Origin of the sequence: Streptomyces prunicolor NBRC 13075 (assembly GCF_000367365.1) — a bacterium.
GTDB classification, from domain to species: Bacteria; Actinomycetota; Actinomycetes; order Streptomycetales; family Streptomycetaceae; genus Streptomyces; species Streptomyces prunicolor.
The window spans coordinates 1-16,660 of the sequence record NZ_BARF01000023.1 but is presented as its reverse complement, the minus strand read 5'-3'; the positions used below and the strand labels follow the sequence as shown (position 1 = coordinate 16,660).

At 70.4% G+C, this 16,660-nt stretch carries 12 protein-coding genes; 5 read left to right on the top strand and 7 right to left on the bottom strand.

The features are described from left to right. Positions 1 to 67: 67 nt before the first annotated feature. Positions 68 to 445, bottom strand: a complete 378-nt coding sequence (locus tag SPR02S_RS66120) for an Rv3235 family protein (RefSeq protein ID WP_019056762.1) — start codon at positions 443 to 445, stop codon at positions 68 to 70. A gap of 832 nt (positions 446 to 1,277) precedes the next feature. On the opposite strand from SPR02S_RS66120, the gene SPR02S_RS09740 reads away from it, so the two are divergent. Together SPR02S_RS09740 and SPR02S_RS09735 are read left to right on the top strand one after the other, a co-directional pair. Further along, positions 1,278 to 1,793, top strand: coding sequence for a DUF6912 family protein (locus SPR02S_RS09740; protein ID WP_019056761.1), 516 nt, complete (start codon positions 1,278 to 1,280; stop codon positions 1,791 to 1,793). An 86-nt stretch (positions 1,794 to 1,879) separates the two neighbouring features. Continuing rightward, positions 1,880 to 2,545, top strand: coding sequence for an HAD family hydrolase (locus tag SPR02S_RS09735; RefSeq protein WP_019056760.1), 666 nt, complete (start codon positions 1,880 to 1,882; stop codon positions 2,543 to 2,545). 210 nt (positions 2,546 to 2,755) lie between these two features. Here SPR02S_RS09735 and SPR02S_RS09730 read toward each other — a convergent pair whose 3' ends face one another. Next, positions 2,756 to 3,322, bottom strand: a complete 567-nt coding sequence (locus SPR02S_RS09730) for a DJ-1/PfpI family protein (protein WP_019056759.1) — start codon at positions 3,320 to 3,322, stop codon at positions 2,756 to 2,758. 689 nt (positions 3,323 to 4,011) lie between these two features. Between SPR02S_RS09730 and SPR02S_RS09725 the strand changes: the two genes are divergently transcribed. Beyond that, complete coding sequence (locus SPR02S_RS09725) at positions 4,012 to 8,943, top strand: NAD-glutamate dehydrogenase (RefSeq protein ID WP_019056758.1); 4,932 nt, start codon at positions 4,012 to 4,014, stop codon at positions 8,941 to 8,943. Positions 8,944 to 9,106: 163 nt separating this feature from the next. Here the strand turns inward: SPR02S_RS09725 and SPR02S_RS09720 are convergent, their stop codons facing one another. Together SPR02S_RS09720 and SPR02S_RS09715 are read right to left on the bottom strand one after the other, a co-directional pair. Continuing rightward, positions 9,107 to 9,976, bottom strand: coding sequence for an ABC transporter ATP-binding protein (locus SPR02S_RS09720; RefSeq protein WP_019056757.1), 870 nt, complete (start codon positions 9,974 to 9,976; stop codon positions 9,107 to 9,109). Beyond that, positions 9,969 to 10,886 (bottom strand): ABC transporter permease, encoded by a 918-nt coding sequence (locus SPR02S_RS09715; protein ID WP_019056756.1) that lies wholly within the window; start codon positions 10,884 to 10,886, stop codon positions 9,969 to 9,971. The genes SPR02S_RS09720 and SPR02S_RS09715 overlap by 8 nt, the downstream gene beginning before the upstream one ends. Before the next feature lie 316 nt (positions 10,887 to 11,202). Here SPR02S_RS09715 and SPR02S_RS09710 point away from each other — a divergent pair, with 316 nt between their 5' ends. Further along, positions 11,203 to 11,829, top strand: coding sequence for a TetR/AcrR family transcriptional regulator (locus tag SPR02S_RS09710; protein ID WP_019056755.1), 627 nt, complete (start codon positions 11,203 to 11,205; stop codon positions 11,827 to 11,829). Positions 11,830 to 11,930: 101 nt separating this feature from the next. Here SPR02S_RS09710 and SPR02S_RS09705 read toward each other — a convergent pair whose 3' ends face one another. From SPR02S_RS09705 to SPR02S_RS09695, 3 genes are all read right to left on the bottom strand, one after another. Then, a complete protein-coding gene (locus tag SPR02S_RS09705; protein ID WP_043258186.1) occupies positions 11,931 to 12,911 on the bottom strand; it encodes an ADP-ribosylglycohydrolase family protein in 981 nt (326 codons plus the stop codon). Between the two features lie 28 nt (positions 12,912 to 12,939). Further along, positions 12,940 to 13,920, bottom strand: coding sequence for a UDP-glucose 4-epimerase GalE (gene galE / locus SPR02S_RS09700; protein WP_019056753.1), 981 nt, complete (start codon positions 13,918 to 13,920; stop codon positions 12,940 to 12,942). Between the two features lie 80 nt (positions 13,921 to 14,000). Further along, the gene (locus tag SPR02S_RS09695; RefSeq protein WP_019056752.1) at positions 14,001 to 15,272 is read right to left on the bottom strand and encodes a glycosyltransferase 87 family protein; all 1,272 of its coding nucleotides are present in this window, start codon (positions 15,270 to 15,272) and stop codon (positions 14,001 to 14,003) included. 176 nt (positions 15,273 to 15,448) lie between these two features. Here SPR02S_RS09695 and SPR02S_RS55475 point away from each other — a divergent pair. Continuing rightward, positions 15,449 to 16,660 (top strand): glycosyltransferase family 39 protein (locus tag SPR02S_RS55475; protein WP_281169873.1); only part of this gene is annotated, 1,212 nt, incomplete at its 3' end.

Here is a 16,660-nt window from a genome sequence, read left to right as displayed (position 1 = left end):
CGCAGCCGCCGTAGGCCCCGGTCCGCCGTCAGCCATTGCAGCCCCCGGGGGCCGCCGTCAGCCCTTCTCAGTCGTCGTCCTGGTGCGGGGCGCGAGGGCCGCCCAGTTCCACCGCCGTGCAGCGCCAGCGGAGGTCCGCGCCGCGTTCCAGGCGGAAGGCCATGGCACGGACCTGGTCACCGGCGCCGATGCGGGCGAAGGCCTCCACGGCGCCCTCGCGGGCGACGTAGTAGCCGATGTCGCGAACCACCGGGCGGGTGCCTCGGGTGGCGCGCAGGGGGCCGTGTTCGGCGAGCCGGGCCAGGTCGTCGTAGGCGCGGCCGGCGGTGTGGCGGAGCATCGAGTGGACGGGCCGCTGACCGCTCAGCACGGCGAGGAGGCGGTCGGCGAAGAGGTCGGTGGGGCGGGGCTGCGGGACGCGGCTGCGGGCGGCCTGGGCGGGCACGGTGTGGGGTTCGGCGTGCGGCGAGGTGTGGGGTGCGGCTCGGCCTGCGGCGGGATGGGGTGTGACAGGGGCTGTGCTGCGACCTGGCGACAGCGCGAGCGTTGTCGGGGCCGAGCCCCTGCTCGACGTGGCCGTGGGCGTTGTACGAGCTGTGCCTCGGCCTGCCGTGGCCGCAGTGGGCGTACGAGGGTTGCGGCCCGGAGCGGCCGGTGGGCGGCCGTCTTCCAGGGCCGGGCGGGCTGTGCCTCGGTCCGCTGTCGCGGAAGGGGCGGCTGCGCGTGACGTCGGGGCCGCGTCGGCGGTCGCGCCGGTTCCGGGAGCCGTGGGAAGTGAGCCCCCGGCGTCGGCCGAGGTGGCCGGCAGGGTCTCGCCGGTCGTCGTGCGGGACGCGCTCTCACCGTGTCCGCGAGGCGAACCCGTGCCGGGGCGGCGGGGGTCGCGGCGGGTCGGGGGGCGGGTCTGGGTGTGCTGGGCGGTCCTGGTCATGACCTTGTGCATGGGGGTCCCCGTTGTGGTCGGCCCGGGATGTACCGGGAAGTAACTTCGTGGTTGGGGATCTTGTACGGGGCCGGGGGCGGGGGCCGCAAGGAAGGGGTGGCGCGAGTCGGAGGGGTCGGATTGTTCACTTATCCGGGTGATTTGGGGGCCTCCTGGCCCGTCAGCGCAGGGGTGCCCCGGGTGAATTTCGGGCGCGAGGTGGACGCTTCCGGGGGTCCGGGTGGGGACTCGATAGGGGACACGCGCACGTATCCTGGAGGCCCTCGCGGAGGCGCGGCACCGCCTGCGGAACCGTCTTCCCGAGGCACTCTCCGAACTACGAAAGCGGCCAGCCATGCGCGTCTACGTCCCCCTGACCCTCTCCGGTCTCGCCGAGGCGTACAAGACGGGCGAGCTGGGGACGGGACCCTTCGTCGCGTACGCCGTCACGCCCGCGCTGCGCGAGTGGTACCTCTCCGACGACATCGAGGAGTTGGAGTACGCGGCGCTGAACCGGGCCGCACTCGCCTCGCTGCGGCTCCTGGCGGCCGACCCCGACGCACCCCGGCGGCGGGTCGTGGTCGCCGTCGACGTACCCGACGGCACCGCGCACGCCGACCCCGACCGCGGACTCGACCCGGCGGCGCTCGGTGAGGTGCGGGTCAGCGGAACCGTGGCGCTGGGCAGGGCGGCTGCCGTACACGTGGATCTCGGCGACGCGGAGGGCGATGTGAGTGCCGCCGCCGACGCGCTTCCGGCGGCGGACCGCGGGGACGACGACGCGCAGTTCGTCGTGGACGGGGCCGAGGACCACGAGCTGCTCTGGTACGCGACGCAGGAGATCCCGAACCTCGTCGGGCTGACCGACTGAGCCTGTTCGGCGGCGGTCGGATGGCCGTATGTGCCCGTTGACCTGGGATTATCTTGATTGTCAGTGGCGGCGGGTACTTTTTTGGCATGGGGATGCAAGGAAGCGCGCACATCGTCTGGGACTGGAACGGCACGCTGTTCCACGACAATGACGCGATCATCGGGGCGACGAACGCGGCGTTCGCCGAGCTGGGGCTGACGCCGATCACGATGGAGGAGTACCGGGCGCTGTACTGCGTGCCGGTGCCCAAGTTCTACGAGCGGCTGCTGGGGCGGCTGCCCACCGACGCCGAGTGGGAGGTCATGGACGTGACCTTCCATCGGTACTACGCCGAGCACCGCGTCGTCTGCGGGCTCACCGAGGGCGCGGCGGACCTGCTCGCGGGGTGGCGGACCGCGGGTCGTAGTCAGTCGATCCTCAGCATGTACGGCCATGACGAACTCGTTCCGCTGGTAAGGGAGTTCGGAATAGAACCGCACTTCATACGGGTCGACGGGCGCACCGGCCCCTCCGGCGGCAGCAAGGCCGAGCACATGGTGCGGCACCTCGGGGCGCTGACCGGCGTGGATCCCGCGCGCACCGTGGTGATCGGTGACGCGGCCGACGACGCGGTGGCCGCCCTGCACGTGGGCGCGCGGGCCGTGCTCTACACCGCCGGTTCGCACAGCCGGGCCAGCCTTGAAGGGGTCGGCGTACCGGTGGTGGACTCGCTGGCGGAAGCCGTCGCGGAGGCGGAGCGGCTGGCGGCGTGAGGGTGACCTGTCGGCCGGCGTGACGAGACGCGGCGCCTTCAAGAGACCGTGCCTTCCGAAGTGCAGCGCCTCAAGGGCTCTGTGCCTCAGGGGCACGGCACTTCAAGAAGCACCGCGCACCCCGTCACCTCACGCTGACCGCTGACCGCTGACCGCTGACCGCTGACCGCTGACCGCTGACCGCCGACCGCCGACTGCCGACTGCCGAGGTCACGTCACCGGTGCCTTCGCCCGCAGCACCGTCAGGAACTCCCGCATCCAGCTGGAGTGATCCGGCCACGCGCGAGCGGAGACGAGGGTGCCGTCGACCACCGTCTCGGCGTCCTGGAAGGTCGCGCCGGCGGACTGCATGTCGAGTTCGAGCGCCGGGTACGCCGTGACGCGCCGGCCGCGCAGGCCGTCGATCGCGGCGGTGAGCAGGGGGCCGTGGCAGATCTGGGCCACGGGCTTGTCCGTGTCGAAGAAGGACTTGAGGATCTTGCGGAGTTCGGGATCGTTGCGGAGGTACTCGGGGGCCCGGCCGCCGGGGATGACGAGGGCCGCGTACTGGCCGGGATCGACCTCGGAGAAGGCGAGATCGGCGGGCCAGGTGTAGCCGGGCTTCTCGGTGTAGGTGTCGAAGCCGGGTTCGAAGTCATGGACGACGAACTGGAGCTTCTTGCGCTCGGGGGCGGCGATGTGGACCTCGTAGCCCTCCTCGCGCAGGCGCTGATAGGGGTAGAGGACTTCCAGCGACTCCGCTGCGTCGCCGGTGACGATGAGGATCTTCGCTGTCATGTCGATGCGCTCCTCTGTGGCCGTGGCAGGTGTCTCCGCCGGGCGTCACGGGCCCGTGGGCTCGTGAGCGTCGGACGTCACGGGCTCATGGGCTCACGGGCTCGTGAACTCATGAGCTCACGAGTTCATAGGCAACGTGCCGCGCGCCGGAGCGCTTGCCAAGGGGCCTCACCGCTCGGACACCGTCATCGTCACCGTCCCGACTGCCCGTGAATACGACGATTTCATGTGCTGCGCCCCTGTGCATAACGTCAAAGTTCCACCCTCTGTTTTGTACACAACCGGCTCATGACGAGCCCCCGGTAAGGAGAGATAGCCTTGTGGCGTGATCAGCGCGATATTTCGCGGGGGCATCGTCGCCCCTGCTCCGCGCCCGGCGACCACGGACTACATCCGTGACCGGGCGGCGGTCGCTGGTCCTCCCAGGGTCTGCGCGACAGACCCTCGCGGGCGGGACGGAGCTCCAAGGGCTCCCAGGACGCCGCGCACACCCCGGGTACCGACGCGACAGAGAGCAGCGTCACACCCGTCGGGCGTGCCGAAAATGGCTGATAACCCACCGCTCATCTCACCTTGCGGCATAGCGTCTGAGCAGACCGGAGAACCCGGGCCGTGGCGTCGAGCCGCAGGGGAAGTGACCGTACTTCTTTCTACGTCACGCAACGGCGCGCGACAGGAGCCAGAGGACAATGCAGACCAAGCTGGACGAAGCAAAGGCCGAGTTGCTCGAGAGGGCTGCTCGGGTAGCTGAGAACAGCCCGGTCGGGGGGCACCTACCGACCGGGTCGACGGACGGGGGCACTCCCGACCGGGAGACCGTGCTCGCGTTCCTCCAGCGCTACTACCTGCACACCGCCCCGGAGGACCTCGCAGGCCGCGACCCGGTCGATGTCTTCGGTGCCGCCTTCTCCCACTACCGGCTGGCCGAGACCCGACCCCAGGGCACGGCGAACGTACGGGTGCACACCCCGTCGGTCGAGGAGAACGGCTGGACGTGCAGCCACACCGTCGTCGAGGTCGTCACCGACGACATGCCCTTCCTCGTCGACTCGGTGACCAACGAGCTGACCCGCCAGGGCCGCGGCATCCATGTCGTCATCCACCCGCAGGTCGTCGTCCGCCGCGACCTCACCGGCAAGCTCATCGAGGTGCTCACCACCCCGCCCACCGGTGAGCTGCCGCACGACGCGTACACCGAGTCCTGGATCCACGTACAGATCGACCGCGAGACCGACCGCGCCGATCTGAAGCAGATCACCGCCGACCTGCTGCGCGTCCTGTCCGACGTGCGTGAGGCCGTCGAGGACTGGGAGAAGATGCGGGACTCGGCCCTGCGGATGGCCGACGAGCTGCCCACCGAGCCGACCGCCTCCGACCTGCCCTCCAGCGAGGTCGAGGAGGCCCGCCAGCTGCTGCGCTGGCTGGCCGCCGACCACTTCACCTTCCTCGGCTACCGCGAGTACCAGCTGCGCGAGGACGACTCCCTCGTCGCGGTCCCCGGTACCGGCCTCGGCATCCTGCGCTCCGACCCGCAGCACGGCGCCGAGGACAGCCACCCGGTGAGTCCGTCCTTCGAGCGGCTCCCGGCCGACGCCCGGGCCAAGGCCCGCGAGCACAAGCTCCTCGTGCTGACGAAGGCCAATAGCCGTTCCACGGTGCACCGTCCGTCGTATCTCGACTACGTGGGCGTGAAGAAGTTCGACGAGAACGGCGAGGTCGTCGGCGAGCGCCGCTTCCTGGGCCTGTTCTCGTCCGCCGCCTACACCGAGTCCGTCCGCCGGGTCCCGGTGATCCGGCGCACGGTCGACGAGGTGCTCGAAGGCGCCGGGTTCTCGCCCAACAGCCATGACGGCCGCGACCTGCTCCAGATCCTGGAGACGTACCCGCGCGACGAGCTGTTCCAGACCCCGGTCGACGAACTCCGGTCCATCGTCACATCCGTGCTCTACCTGCAAGAGCGTCGGCGACTGCGTCTGTACCTGCGCCAGGACGAGTACGGCCGCTACTACTCGGCCCTCGTCTACCTCCCGCGCGACCGCTACACGACCGGTGTGCGCCTGCGGATCATCGACATCCTTAAAGAAGAGCTCGACGGCATCAGCGTCGACTTCACCGCCTGGAACACCGAGTCGATCCTCTCCCGGTTGCACTTCGTGGTCCGCGTCCCGCAGGGCACCGAACTGCCGGAGCTGTCCGACGCCGACAAGGACCGCATCGAGGCCCGCCTGGTCGAGGCCGCCCGCTCCTGGGCCGACGGTTTCGGCGAGGCGCTGAACGCGGAGTGCGGCGAGGAGCGTGCCGCCGAACTGCTGCGCAGCTACGGCAACGCCTTCCCCGAGGGCTACAAGGCCGACCACTCCCCGCGCGCCGCCGTCGCCGACCTGGTCCACCTCGAACAGCTCACCGAGGAGCAGGCCTTCGCGCTCAGCCTCTACGAGCCGGTGGGCGCTGCCCCCGACGAGCGCCGCTTCAAGATCTACCGCAAGGGCGCCTCGGTCTCCCTCTCCGCCGTGCTGCCGGTCCTCAGCCGCCTCGGCGTCGAGGTCGTCGACGAGCGGCCGTACGAACTGCGCTGCTCGAACCGTACGACCGCGTGGATCTACGACTTCGGGCTGCGGATGCCCAAGTCGCAGAACGGCAGCGGGGACCACCTCGGTGAGGACGGTCGCGAGCGGTTCCAGGAGGCGTTCGCCGCCACCTGGACCGGGCAGGCCGAGAACGACGGCTTCAACGCGCTGGTGCTGAGCGCCGGGCTGAACTGGCGTCAGGCGATGGTGCTGCGGGCGTACGCCAAGTACCTGCGGCAGGCCGGTTCCACCTTCAGCCAGGACTACATGGAGGACACCCTCCGCAACAACGTCCACACCACGCGCCTGCTCGTCTCGCTGTTCGAGGCGCGGATGTCGCCGGACCGGCAGCGTGCCGGGCGCGAGATCGTGGACGCCCTCCTCGAAGAGGTCGACGCGGCGCTGGACCAGGTGGCGAGCCTCGACGAGGACCGCATCCTGCGTTCCTTCCTGACCGTCATCAAGGCGACCCTGCGCACCAACTTCTTCCAGGAGGCGCTCGGCGGGCACGCGCACGCGTACGTCTCGATGAAGTTCGACCCGCAGGCCATCCCCGACCTGCCCGCGCCGCGACCGGCGTACGAGATCTGGGTGTACTCGCCGCGCGTCGAGGGCGTGCACCTCAGGTTCGGCAAGGTCGCGCGCGGCGGGCTGCGCTGGTCGGACCGGCGGGAGGACTTCCGGACCGAGATCCTCGGCCTGGTCAAGGCGCAGATGGTGAAGAACACCGTCATCGTGCCGGTCGGCGCCAAGGGCGGCTTCGTCGCCAAGCAGTTGCCGGACCCGAGCGTGGACCGCGACGCGTGGCTCGCCGAGGGCATCGCCAGCTACAAGATGTTCATCTCGGCCCTGCTCGACATCACCGACAACCTGGTGGCCGGCGAGGTCGTCCCTCCGGCGGACGTCGTCCGGCACGACGAGGACGACACCTACCTGGTGGTCGCCGCCGACAAGGGCACCGCGACCTTCTCGGACATCGCCAACGGGGTCGCCGAGAGCTACAACTTCTGGCTCGGTGACGCCTTCGCCTCCGGCGGCTCGGCCGGCTACGACCACAAGAAGATGGGCATCACCGCGCGCGGTGCCTGGGAGTCCGTCAAGCGGCACTTCCGGGAGCTGGGCGTCGACACCCAGAGCGAGGACTTCACGGTCGTCGGCGTCGGTGACATGTCCGGTGACGTGTTCGGCAACGGCATGCTGCTGAGCGAGCACATCCGCCTGGTCGCCGCCTTCGACCACCGGCACATCTTCCTCGACCCGACCCCGGACGCGGCCGTCTCGTACGCCGAGCGGCGCCGCATGTTCGAGCTGCCGCGCTCCAGTTGGGCGGACTACGACACCGGCCTGCTGTCGGCCGGCGGCGGCGTCTTCCCGCGTACGGCCAAGGCGATCCCGGTCAACGCCCACGTCCGCGAGGCCCTCGGTATCGAGGACAAGGTCGCCAAGATGACACCGGCCGACCTCATGAAGGCGATCCTCAAGTCACGGGTCGACCTGCTGTGGAACGGCGGCATCGGGACGTACGTCAAGGCCAGCACCGAGTCCCACGCGGACGTCGGCGACAAGGCCAACGACGCGATCCGCGTGGACGGCGCCGACCTGCGCGTCAAGGTCGTCGGCGAGGGCGGCAACCTGGGCCTGACCCAGCTCGGCCGGATCGAGTTCGCCCAGCAGGGCGGCAAGATCAACACGGACGCGATCGACAACAGCGCGGGCGTGGACACCTCCGACCACGAGGTGAACATCAAGATCCTGCTCAACGGCCTGGTCACCGACGGCGACATGACCGTCAAGCAGCGCAACAAGATCCTCGCCGAGATGACCGACGAGGTCGGCGCGCTCGTCCTGCGCAACAACTACGCGCAGAACACCGCGATCGCCAACGCGCTCGCCCAGTCCAAGGACATGCTCCACGCCCAGCAGCGCTTCCTGCGCACCCTGGTCCGCGAGGGCCACCTCGACCGGGCCCTGGAGTTCCTGCCGACCGACCGCCAGATCCGCGAACGGCTCGCCCAGGGGCAGGGGTTGACCAGTCCCGAGACGGCCGTCCTGCTGGCGTACACGAAGATCACGGTCGCCGACGAGCTGCTGCACACCACGCTGCCCGACGACCCCTACCTGCGCACCCTGCTGCACGCCTACTTCCCGACCGCGCTGCGCGAGAAGTTCGCCGAGCAGATCGACACCCACGCGCTGCACCGCGAGATCGTCACCACGGTCCTCGTCAACGACACGGTCAACACCGGCGGTACGAGCTTCCTGCACCGCCTCCGTGAGGAGACCGGGGCCTCCCTGGAGGAGATCGTCCGGGCGCAGACCGCGGCCCGCGCGATCTTCGACGCCGCCGAGGTGTGGGACGGCGTCGAGGCACTCGACAACACCGTCGAGGCGCCCGTCCAGACCCGCATCCGCCTGCACTCGCGCCGCCTGTGCGAGCGCGGCACCCGCTGGCTGCTCAACAACCGGCCGCAGCCGCTCCAACTCGCCGAGACCGTCGAGTTCTTCGGCGAGCGCGTCGAGCAGGTCTGGTCCCAGCTCCCCAAGCTGCTGCGCGGCGCGGACCTGGACTGGTACCAGCAGATCTACGACGAGCTGACCGGCGCCGGCGTCCCCGCCGAACTCGCCACCCGCGTGGCAGGCTTCTCCTCCGCCTTCCCGGCGCTCGACATCGTCTCGGTGGCCGACCGCACCGGCAAGGACCCGATGGACGTCGCCGAGGTCTACTACGACCTCGCCGACCGCCTGCACATCACCCAACTCATGGACCGCATCATCGAGTTGCCCCGCGCGGACCGCTGGCAGTCCATGGCCCGCGCCTCCATCCGCGAGGACCTGTACGCGGCCCACGCGGCGCTGACCGCCGACATCCTCGCGGCGGGCAACGGCACCTCGACCCCCGAGCAGCGCTTCGTGACCTGGCAGGAGAAGAACGCGGCGATCCTGGGCCGGGCGCGGACGACTCTGGACGAGATCCAGGGCTCGGAGACGTTCGACCTCGCCAACCTGTCGGTGGCGATGCGCACCATGCGCACGCTGCTGCGGACGCACTCGTAGTCCCTGGGGCGTAGTTACTACGCCCCTTCTTTAGAAGGCGCCTATTAGTAGTCGCTTCAGTAGTTGCTTCAGTAGTCGTTACGACGACGAGGGCGCCCCGGGCCGCAATGGCTCGGGGCGCCCTTTTCATGGAGTGCCTCAGGGGCAATCAGGACGAGGAACTCTAGGCGACCTTGCCCGCGGGAGCAGGTGCCGGTTCCTTGGGCTTGTCGGCGCCGCCCGTGAAGGCCTCGTACGCCTCCAGGACCTCCTCCGTCGGCCCGTCCATCCGCAGCTCACCGCGCTCCAGCCACAGCACGCGGTCGCAGGTGTCGCGGATCGACTTGTTGTTGTGGCTGACGAGGAACACCGTGCCCGCGTGCTGGCGCAGCTCGCGGATCCGCTCCTCGGAGCGCCGCTGGAAGGACCGGTCGCCCGTCGCCAGCGCCTCGTCGATCAGGAGGACGTCGTGGTCCTTGGCGGCGGCGATGGAGAACCGCAGCCGGGCGCCCATGCCGGAGGAGTACGTGCGCATCGGCAGCGTGATGAAGTCGCCCTTCTCGTTGATCCCGGAGAAGTCGACGATGCCCTGGTAGCGCTCCTTGACCTGCTCCCGGGACATGCCCATGGCCAGGCCGCCGAGGTAGACGTTGCGCTCGCCGGTCAGGTCACCCATCAGGGCCGCGTTGACGCCGAGGAGGGAGGGCTGGCCGTGGGTGTAGATACGGCCGTTCTCGACCGGGAGCAGGCCCGCGACCGCTTTGAGGAGGGTGGACTTGCCGGAACCGTTGGTGCCGATGAGCCCGATCGCCTCGCCCTTGTAGGCGACGAACGACACCTTCTTGACGGCGTGGACCTTGCGGACACCCGCCGCCTTCTCGGTCTTCTCGCGGCGCATCATGCGGTTGAGGGCGGCGGTCGCGGAGCCGCGTCCGGCGCCGGTTCCGTTGACCCGGTAGACGATGTCGACGCCGTCGCAGACGACGGTGGGGATCGTGCTGTCGGCGGCCACGCGGGTCCGCTCGGTGTGGTACTCGATGGTCTGCTCAGCCACGGCCGTACGTCTCCTCAGCCTTCCAGAAGTAGATGAAGCCGCCGACTCCGGCGATCAGCGCCCAGCCCAACGCGGCCGGCCACACGTGCGGGGGGAGCTGGCTGGAGTGGAAGCTGTCGATCAGCGAGTAGCGCATCAGGTCGATGTACACGGCCGCCGGGTTGGTCTCCAGGGCGAGCGTCACGATGTGCGGCAGGTGGTCCTTGCTGGTCAGCTTGTCGATGCTCCACATGACGCCGGAGACGTACATCCAGGTGCGCAGCACGAACGGCATCAGCTGCGCGATGTCCGGCGTCTTCGCGCCCATCCGGGCCATGATCATCGAGACGCCCGCGTTGAACGTGAACTGCAGGATCAGCACCGGGACCGCCATCAGCCAGGAGAAGCTGATCGGCACGCCGAAGCAGAGCAGGATCACGACCAGGGCGGCCATCGAGAACAGCAGCTGCTGGAGCTGCTGCAGCGCGAACGAGATCGGCAGCGCGGCCCGGGGGAAGTGCAGGGCCCGGACCAGGCCGAGGTTGCCCGAGATCGCCCGGGTGCCCGCCATGATCGAGCTCTGCGTGAACGTCCAGATGAACACGCCCGTCACCAGGAACGGGATGTAGTCCGGCACGCCGCGCTTGGTGCCCAGCAGGATGCCGAAGATGAAGTAGTAAACCGCCGCGTTCAACAGCGGTGTCATCACCTGCCAGACCTGGCCCAGCTTTGCCTGGCTGTACTGCGCGGTCAGCTTGGCGGTGGCGAACGCGGTGATGAAGTGGCGCCGCTCCCACAACTGCCGCACGTACTCGGGCAGGGAGGGGCGGGCACCACTGACTGTGAGGCCGTGGCGGGCGGCGAGCGCCGCGAGGTCGTCTTCGTCGGCCGGAGCCGGCGAAGGGGGCGGTGTGTCGAGGACCTGGCTCACATCCGCTGCTTTCGCTCGGGGGGGGAGGGGGTGCATGCGTCCGGCTGCCGTGTCCCGTCGTCCGGCGTTTCCTTACGCTTCTCTTTACGTTCTCTTACGTCGGGACGGGACCGTATCGTCGCAACGTGAGCGTAGGCCGATTCGGCGTCGGAACGCAACCGTTTCGTCGTGACGGATGTGATGGGGTCGTTAGGGTCGTGGGGTTTGCGCCGGGACGGGCCGGTTCCGTCCCGACGGGCCCGTTTCGTCGTGACGCACCACGCGCACGCCGCGTCGGAACGCAACCGTTTCGTCGCAACGCCCCTATGCTTGGGCTATGACGACGAACGCCGACGAGCCCCAGACACGTCAGCGCCGCCGCGCCCCCGCCGGGGCGGCCGTACTCCGCGAGGATGTGACCGAAGCCATTCGGGCGGCGGTCTTCGAGGAGTTGGCGGCGGTCGGATACGCCCGGATGTCGATCGAGGGGATCGCACGCCGCGCGGGTGTCGGCAAGACGGCGGTGTACCGCCGCTGGCGTTCGAAGCTGCACCTGGTGCTCGACGTCGTCTCGGCGATCGCGGTGATGGGGCTGCCGACGCCGGACACCGGTTCGCTGGAGGGTGACCTGCGGATGCTGTACGAGGTGACGTCACGCGCCCTGCGTCACCCCGTCGCCTCGCAGATCATCCCGGACCTCCAGGCCGAGGCGGCCCGCAACCCCGAGATCGCCGAGGCCATGCAGAAGGCGCTGCGCGAGGGCCAGGAGGGCGTGGCCAGCAAGATCCTGGCGGCGGCGGAACGGCGTGGCGAGATCCGCCCCGGCATGGACGAGGACCTCGCCCTGGACCTGATCTCCGGCCCCCTGTACTGGCGTGCCGTGGTGATCCGCAGCCCGAAGCTGCCGAAGGGGTACCTGGGAGCGCTGGCCCGGGCGACGACGGAGGGGCTCAAGGCGCTGTAGGGCTCTGCCGTACCCGCTGTACTCCTAGCTTGCCGGCGCCCCCTCTCCCCTTCTCCGCGGCTGACGGCGATGACGGGAGTGCCCCTCAGTCGGCCGGTGAGTCAGCCGCCCCCGTGGCCCGAGCCGTCCAAGTGGTCCAAACGCCGCGCCAGCTCCCCGAGTTCAGCCGCCCGCAGCACCCGACCACCGAACCCCGGCAGCGGTACGTGCAGGGCCTCGGTCCAGCGCTCGGGGATCGCCGCGCTCCCGTACACCGCCCCGGCGAGCCCGCCCGTCACCGCGGCGACGGTGTCCGTGTCGCCGCCGAGGTCGATCGCGGCGCGCAGGGCGTCCTCGTAGGAGGACGTGGTCCGCAGGGCCCAGACGGCGGAGGCGAGGCAGGGCCAGACGGCGCCGTTGAACTCCGTCGCCAGGTCGGGGTGCCAGTCCGGGGCGAGGACGACGCCGTAGCGCTCCCGATGGTCGGGGTGGACGTACCGGAGGGTCTCCGCGACGGCGTCGAGCGGGTCGCCGCCGTCCAGTGCGACGCGCACCAACTCGTGGAAGACGGCGGTGCCTTCCCAGGTCGCGCGGTCCCCGTGGGTGAGCGCGGAGATGCGGCGGGCGGCGTCCATCGTGGCATCGCGTCCCGCGCGCGCGAAGTGGACGGCCGAGGGCGCGGCGCGCATCAACGCACCGTTCCCGGCGCCCCGTTGGCTCGTCTGGAAGTGCAGGGCGGCGGCCTGGTCCCAGGGGTCGCCGCTACTCAGCACGGCCTCGGTCTGCAGGCCGATGTCCTTGGGGTCGGCGCTCGCCCAGCGCCGGAACCGCCGGAACATGTCCGGGAGTTGGAGCTCGCCGCACTCCAGCAGCGACTCCGCGACGAGTACGGCCATCTGCGTGTCGTCCGTCGCCTCGCCCGGGTCCCAGCCGCCGCCCCCGCACATCTCGCCGCCATGACCGGGCACCGGAAACCGGGCGGAGAAGGCGCCTTCGGGACCGAACTCGAAGGGCGCGCCGAGAGCGTCGCCGACGGCGGAGCCGAGGACGGCGCCCAGGGCGCGTTCAGATCGGGAACAGCCGTCCACCGGGCCGGAGTTCATCAGGTCCGAGGTCACCGGATCACGCTCATCAAGACCGCGCGGCCCCCGGATGCAACCGCACCCACCCCTCCCACGCCGACGAGATCATGTCCTCGACGTCGTGCTTGGCCTTCCAGCCCAGTTCGGTGGTGATGCGGTCGGCGGAGGCGACGACGCGGGCCGGGTCGCCGGGGCGGCGCGGGTGGACGGTCGGGGGGCGGTCGTAACCGGTGATCGCGTTGATGCGGTCGATCATCTCGCGGACCGAAACGCCTTCCCCGCGGCCGATGTTGAGGGTGAGAGCGCGGCCGGGGGAAGTCTGGAGGGCGTGGGCCGCGGCGACATGGGCCTCGGCCAGGTCCCCGACGTGGATGTAGTCGCGGACGCAGGTGCCGTCCGGGGTGGCGTAGTCGTCGCCGAAGATGCGCGGGGGCGCGTTCTCGGTGAGCTTCTCGAAGACCATGGGGACGATGTTGAAGACGCCCACGTCGGCGAGTTCGGGGGCGCCTGCGCCGGCCACATTGAAGTAGCGCAGGGAGGCCGTGGACAGGCCGGTCGCCCTGCCGGTCGCGCGGACCAGCCACTCACCCGCCAGCTTGGTCTCGCCGTACGGCGACATCGGGAGGCAGGGCGTCTCCTCGGTGACCAGCTCCACGTCCGGCATGCCGTAGACGGCCGCCGAGGACGAGAACACGAACGACGGGACGCCGGCCGTGGTGACCGCCTCCAGGAGGACGCGCAGGCCCTCGACGTTCTCCCTGTAGTAGTGCAACGGCAGGTCCACCGACTCGCCGACCTGCTTCTTCCCCGCCAGATGGACGACTCCGGTGACCTCCTGGTCGGCGAGGGTGCGGGCCACCCGTTCCGCGTCCAGGGTCGAACCCACCACCAGGGGTACGCCCTCGGGCACGCGCTCGGCGATGCCGGTGGAGAGGTCGTCGTAGACGACCGCCTGTTCGCCCGCCTCGGTCATCGCCCTCACGACGTGCGCTCCGATGTAGCCGGCGCCGCCGGTGATCAGCCAGGTCATGTGCGGCCGTCCCCTCCGTCACTGGATGTCGTTCGACCCGCGTGCGGTGCGTCCCCCCACGCGTTTCGGCGTTCAGTCAATCAGGCGCCGGAGCGGGCCGAGGCCAACTGCTGGGACTCCCCGTAGGGGCCGGGGGACTGCACGCGCGCGTGCGTCGTCGCCGGGAGCGGCCTCGACGACCGCCACAGGCGGACGAACGAGAGGACGGCCGCGGCGGCCAGCAGACCATTGCGTACGACCATCAGGGCGCAGCCCGTCCACGTGGAGTGGATGACGTCGCCGTACAGGACGGGGAACTCGACGGAGCTGACCGCGGTCGCCGCCACGATCAGCGCGGCCACCGCGCGCTGTGTGGTGTGCCGCGAGGTCAGACAGACGGCGGCCAGGCCGAGCAGCCAGATCATGTACTGGGGGCTGATGACCCGGCTGGTCACGGTGAACAGCAGGACGGCGCTCAGCGCGGCGTCGTACGGGGTCGCGTCGGTCCAGCGGCGGGCCCGGATCCGCCACAGCAGCAGGAGCCCGAAGGCGACCGCCGTGAGCGCGAGGGAGGCGTCGGCGACGGTGGAGACGTACGGTCCCGTGAACTCCATGGCGCCGTATCGATAGTGCACCTGGCCCGGCCAGCCGACGTGGGTGGCCAGGCCAAGGGCGGTACCGCCGAGTGACTCGATCTGCACGCCCCGGCCGCCCTGTTGGCGCAAGAAGGCGAAAGGATTGTTGAACAAGACCACGAGAGACATGAGCGACAAGGCCCCCGTCCCCACCGCCCACGACCACACCGACCGCGTCGTCCGCCCCCTCGGCATCCCCAGCAGCACCAGCGCCGGCCACACCTTCACCAGCGCGCCCAGCGCCGCGAACGCGCCGCACACACGCGTGGAGCGCGACAACGTCAACAGGGAGATGACGGCGAACGCCGTGACCTGCACGTCGTAGCGGACGAGGGGCATGTGCAGGAGGAGCGGGAGGCAGCCGATCCAGTACGCGGCGCCGCGCAGGCTGTGGCCGGGACGGGTGCCCGCGCGGGCCAGGGTCACGGTGATCAGCGCGTCGGTCGCGAGGGTGAGGACGACGAACGCCTGGAAGTACGTCAGGTCCGGCAGCAGCGCCGGGGACAGGAGCACGGGCCCGGCGCCCGGCGGGTACTGCCACAGCGGGTCGTGCGCCGGGAACGCGCCGTGCGAGAGCACGCCGTACCAGTGGTGGTACAGGCGCCACACCTCCCGTGCGACCCCACCATGGCCGAGCAGGGGGAGGCCGTTGTACGCGAGGAGAAGGAGCATTCCCGCGCGGGTGGCGAGCCAGGCGAGGGTGAGGGCGAGGAGGCGGGGTCTACGGGCGGCGTTCATCACGGCGGATCGTAAGCCGGGCGAATGCCGCAGGAATGCTAATACACCGTCAATCGTCGGTAAGAGCTTGCTAACAGTACAAAATCAGCCAGGTGGACAGCCAAGGTGAGGGTGAGTACAGGCACGGGCGACGGACGCGTGCGGGGGTCGTCGCCGTGGTCGTGCCGGTGGCCGTGATGCTCGCGCTGGGGCTGTGGGGGCTCGACCGCGGCGGGATGTGGGGCGACGAGGGCGTCACGTTCCTGGTCGGGCGGCGCACGGTGCCGCAGATCTGGCACCTGCTGCACGGCGTCGACGCGGTGCACGGCCTGTACTACCTCCTCATGCACGCCGTCCTCGCCGTCCACCCCGGAGAAGTCGCCCTCCGCCTGCCCTCCGTGTGCGGCGCGGCGGCGACGGCCGGCCTGGTCGCGGCCCTCGGCGTCCGCCTGGCCCGCCCCCGCGTCGGCCTCTGGGCCGGCCTCCTCTACGCGATCACCCCGCTGACCGGCCACTACGCCCAGGAGGGCCGCTCGTACGCCCTCGTTGCGGCGGGCGTGGCCGGGGCGACGCTGCTCCTGGTGCGGGCGTTGGAGGAACGACCCGGCCGGTCGTGGTGGCTATACGGCGCCGTCCTCGCCGTGACCTTTCTGCTGCACGAGTTCGCGGTCCTGGTGCTTTTCGCGCACGCGATCACGCTGGCGGCGACGCGGGCGCGCAGAACGGTGTGGCTCGGCTGGGGATGCGCGGCGGGTGTGGCGGTGGGCGCCCTGCTGCCGCTGGCCTGGGTGTCCCAACGGCAGTCGGGTCAGGTGGCGTGGCTGCGGGTGCCGGACTGGGACACGACGGAACGCCTCGCCCGCGACTTCCTCGCCGTCACCCCGACCGGCATCGTCTTCTGGACCTCGCTCCTCCTGATCCTCCTCGGCCTCGGCTCCGGACGGCTCGCGTCGGTCGCCCTGCCGTTGCTCCTGGTCCCGCCGGTGCTCCTGCTGACGGTGTCTCAATTCCGGCCCTTGTTCCACGAGCGGTATGTGCTGTATGCGCTGGCCGGAGCGCCGTTGCTGGTGGCGGCGGGGGCGGACCGGGTGATGGGGGCGGTGAGGTGGCTGTGGCTGGAGGGACGGAGTGTGCCTGGCGACCGGTGCGTGGAGGCCGAGCGGGTGGTGGCTGAGTCCGGGAGTCCCCGCGAGCTGGTGGGTGCGGTGAGCGGGAGTGGTCACCGGCTGGGGGGCGACCGTAGGACTGGAGCGGGAGCGGGAGAGGGAGCCCGAGCTGGCGCCCAACACAGAGCCGCAGCTGGAGTCGGAGCCCAAGCCGACGCCAGGGACGGAGCCGCAGTCGAAGCCCCAGACGGGGCCGGGGCCAGAGCCGACGTCCGAGACAGAGCCGGAAGCGGAGGCGAAGCC

What these genes read in the sequence shown, in the direction of transcription:
- SPR02S_RS09695 (WP_019056752.1), bottom strand. Translation starts at nt 15,272, where the DNA reads ATGAACGCCGCCCGTAGACCCCGCCTCCTCGCCCTCACCCTCGCCTGG.
- galE (WP_019056753.1), bottom strand. Translation starts at nt 13,920, where the DNA reads ATGACCTGGCTGATCACCGGCGGCGCCGGCTACATCGGAGCGCACGTC.
- SPR02S_RS09705 (WP_043258186.1), bottom strand. Translation starts at nt 12,911, where the DNA reads ATGAACTCCGGCCCGGTGGACGGCTGTTCCCGATCTGAACGCGCCCTG.
- SPR02S_RS09735 (WP_019056760.1), top strand. Translation starts at nt 1,880, where the DNA reads ATGGGGATGCAAGGAAGCGCGCACATCGTCTGGGACTGGAACGGCACG.
- SPR02S_RS09740 (WP_019056761.1), top strand. Translation starts at nt 1,278, where the DNA reads ATGCGCGTCTACGTCCCCCTGACCCTCTCCGGTCTCGCCGAGGCGTAC.
- SPR02S_RS09725 (WP_019056758.1), top strand. Translation starts at nt 4,012, where the DNA reads ATGCAGACCAAGCTGGACGAAGCAAAGGCCGAGTTGCTCGAGAGGGCT.
- SPR02S_RS09710 (WP_019056755.1), top strand. Translation starts at nt 11,203, where the DNA reads ATGACGACGAACGCCGACGAGCCCCAGACACGTCAGCGCCGCCGCGCC.
- SPR02S_RS09730 (WP_019056759.1), bottom strand. Translation starts at nt 3,322, where the DNA reads ATGACAGCGAAGATCCTCATCGTCACCGGCGACGCAGCGGAGTCGCTG.